Annotated in this window: 1 protein-coding gene; it reads right to left on the reverse strand. The window is 73.7% G+C overall.

From position 1 onward, the window contains the following. The coding region (locus ACH499_RS34530; protein WP_399020978.1) for an SDR family NAD(P)-dependent oxidoreductase at window positions 1-3,425 on the reverse strand (3,425 nt) is incomplete at both ends.

The following is a 3,425-nucleotide window of genomic DNA, read 5'->3' on the forward strand; positions in this document are numbered from 1 at the left end:
TCCTCCAACACCGCACGACCGGCCAACACCGCACCCACACCCGCGACATGCACGTCCCCACGGCCACGCACGAACTCCGCAAGCCGCGCCGCCTGACCGCGCAGACCCGCCGCCCCCCGCGCCGACACCACCCACGGCACGAGGTCCGAGGCGCGCAGCTCGGTCCCGGCCTCGGGCTCAGGGTTTGAGGCCGGCTCCAGGGCGGGCGGCTCCTCCAGGATCACGTGGGCGTTGGTGCCGCTGACCCCGAACGAGGACACGCCGGCTCTCCGTGGGTGTCCGCCGCTCTCCCACGGCACCGACTCGGTCAGCAGTCGCACGTCACCCGTCGTCCAGTCCACGTGCGGCGACGGCGCATCCACGTGCAGCGTCTCGGGTAGCTGCCCGTGGCGCATGGCCATCACCATCTTGATGACCCCGGCCACGCCCGCGGCGGCCTGGGTGTGCCCGATGTTCGACTTCACCGAGCCCAGCCACAACGGACGGTCCTCCGGCCGATCCTGCCCATACGTCGCCAGCAGCGCCTGCGCCTCGATCGGGTCGCCCAAAGTCGTACCCGTGCCGTGCGCCTCGACGGCATCCACGTCAGCAGCCGACAGACCGGCGTTCGCCAGCGCCTGCCGGATCACCCGCTGCTGCGACGGACCGTTCGGCGCCGTCAGACCGTTCGACGCACCGTCCTGATTGACCGCCGAACCCCGCATCACCCCGAGCACCCGATGGCCGTTGCGCCGAGCGTCCGAGAGCCGTTCCAGCAGGAGTACGCCGACTCCTTCGCCCCAGCCGGTGCCGTCCGCACCCGCCGCGAACGGCTTGCACCGGCCATCGGCCGCCAGGCCGCGCTGGCGGCTGAACTCCACGAAAGCGCCCGGGGTCGACATCACCGTCACACCACCGGCCACGGCCAGACCGCATTCACCGGCCCGCAGCGCCTGCGCCGCCAGGTGCATCGCCACCAGCGACGACGAGCACGCCGTGTCCACGGTCACCGCCGGGCCCTCCAGCCCGAACACATAGGCAAGCCGGCCCGAGACCACGCTCGCCGCGTTCCCGGTCGCCAGATATCCCTCGGCGACGAGCCCGGCGTCGCCGAGCAGGGAGACGTAGTCCTGGCCGTTCGTGCCGACGAAGACGCCGGTGGGGCTGGTGCGCAGCGAGTCCGGGGCGATGTGCGCGCGTTCCAGCGCCTCCCAGGTGACCTCCAGGAGCAGCCGCTGCTGCGGGTCCATCGCCAGCGCCTCGCGCGGGCTGATCCCGAAGAACTCGGCGTCGAACTCGTCGGCGTCGTGCAGGAAGCTGCCGGTCGTGGCGTAGCTCGTTCCCGGGCGTTCCAGGTCCTCGTCGAACAGCGCGGCCAGGTCCCATCCCCGGTTCGCCGGGAACTCGGTGATCGTTTCCTGGCCCGTCGCCACCAGCCGCCACAGGTCCTCCGGCGAACGCACCTCGCCAGGGTAACGGCAGCTCATCCCCACGATGGCGATCGGGTCGTCGTCGACCGGTGCGGCGGCCGGGGCGGGCGGCGCCGAGGCGGCGGGATGGCTGCCGAACGTCTCCGTCCACAGATGCGTGGCGAGCACCCGCGGGGTGGGGTGGTCGAACAGCAGGGTGGCCGGCAGGCGCAGCCCGGTCGTACCGTGCAGGCGGTCGCGGAGTTCGACGGCCGTCAGCGAGTCGCAGCCGAGGTCGCGGAAGGCCCGGTCCTCGGGGATGTCCGCAGTGTGGGCGTGGCCGAGTACCTCAGCCGCCGCGGTGCGGACCACGTCGAGCAGTTCCTGGCGCTGTCCGGCCTCGTCGAGGGAGCGCAGTCGGCTGATCAGCGGGGAGTCGCCGCTGCTCGCCTCGTCGTCGGTCTGTTCGCCGGCCGGTGCCTCGCGTGCCTCCGCGATCTCGTCGAACAGGCGGTTGTCGCGGACCGTCAGGTATGTGCGTGCGAAGCGGTTCCAGTCGACGTCGGCGACGACGGCCGTCGTCTCCCCCCGGTCGAGGGTCTGCTGCAGCGCGGTCACCGCCCGGTCGACCGGCATGGTGGTGATGCCACGGCGGCTGAGCTGAACTGCGGCGTCCCCTTCCGCCATGCCGTCCCCGGCCCACGCGCCCCAGGCCACCGAGGTCGCGGTCAGCCCACGGTCGCGGCGGTGCCGGGCCAGCGCGTCCAGGAAGGCGTTCGCCGCGGCGTACGCACCCTGGCCACCGCTGCCCCAGATTCCCGCGATCGACGAGAAGAGCACGAACGCGTCGAGGTCGGCTTCGCCGAAGAGGGCGTCGAGGTGGAGCGCGCCGAGCGCCTTCGCGGCCATGGTCTGCCGGAACTCCTCGGGCGGCACGTCCGCCAGCGCGCCGGTCCGGCCCAGACCGGCGGCGTGGACCACGACGCGGATCTCCGCGCCGTCGGCCCGGACCCGGCGGACCACCTCGTGGAGCTGCTCGCGGTCCGCCACGTCGCAGGCGGCGATGGTGACGAGGGCTCCGGCACCGGTGAGTTCGTCGCGCAGAGAGGCTGCCCGCGGGGCGTCGGGGCCACGGCGCCCCAGCAGGACGACGTGCTCGACACCCTGCCCCACCAGCCACCTCGCGATGTGGCCTCCCAGAGCGCCGGTGCCGCCCGTGATCAGGGCCGTGCCCCGGGGCTGCCAGGCCGTCCCGGCCCCGGCCGCACCGCCCGCCCTGCGTACCCGGCGCGCGAACACCCCGGCGGGACGGATCGCGACCTGGTCCTCGCCGTCCGTGCGGGTGACGACGCGGCAGACCTGGTCGTAGGTCTTCTCGTCCGGTGCCGTCGGCAGGTCGATCAGGCCACCCCACCGGCCCGGCTGCTCCAGGGCGGCCACCCGGCCCATGCCCCACACGAGAGCGGCGGCCGGGTCCCCCGTCGGGTCGTCCCCGCTCGTGCTGACGGCGCCTTGGGTCAGGGCCCACAGGGGGGCGCCGACACCGGCGTCTTCCAGGGCGCGGAGCAGGGTGACGGTGTCGGTCACCGTTCCGGGCAGCCGGTCCGGGGAGGTTTCCGCCGCCGCGCCGTCCGCCACGGCGAGGAGGGAGAGGACTCCTGTCGGCGCGGGGGCGTCGTCGCGTGCCTCGGTCAGCCGACGCGACAGCTCCTCTCGGGTGACGTCGACGGGGACGGTGACCCGCGTGGTCTGCCCGCCGGCCCGGCTGACCGCGGCGGCGAGTTCGGAGGCGTCCTCGTCCGGCCGGGTGAGGATGAGCCAGGTGCCGGTCAGGGTGACGGGGGCGGTGGGCTCCGGTAGGGGCTTCCAGGTGACGTGATAACGCCAGCCGGCGAGGGTCTGCCGCTCCTGATGACCACGCCGCCAGGCCGACAGCGCCGGCAGGACGGCGTCGGAGGCCGTGTCGTCGTCCAGCCCCAGGGCTTGCAGGTCGTTGCGCTCCACCGCCTCCCAGAACTCCGCCGTAACGGGATCGGC

The sequence above is a fragment of the Streptomyces sp. NPDC018947 genome, from assembly GCF_044390505.1.
GTDB lineage: Bacteria > Actinomycetota > Actinomycetes > Streptomycetales > Streptomycetaceae > Streptomyces.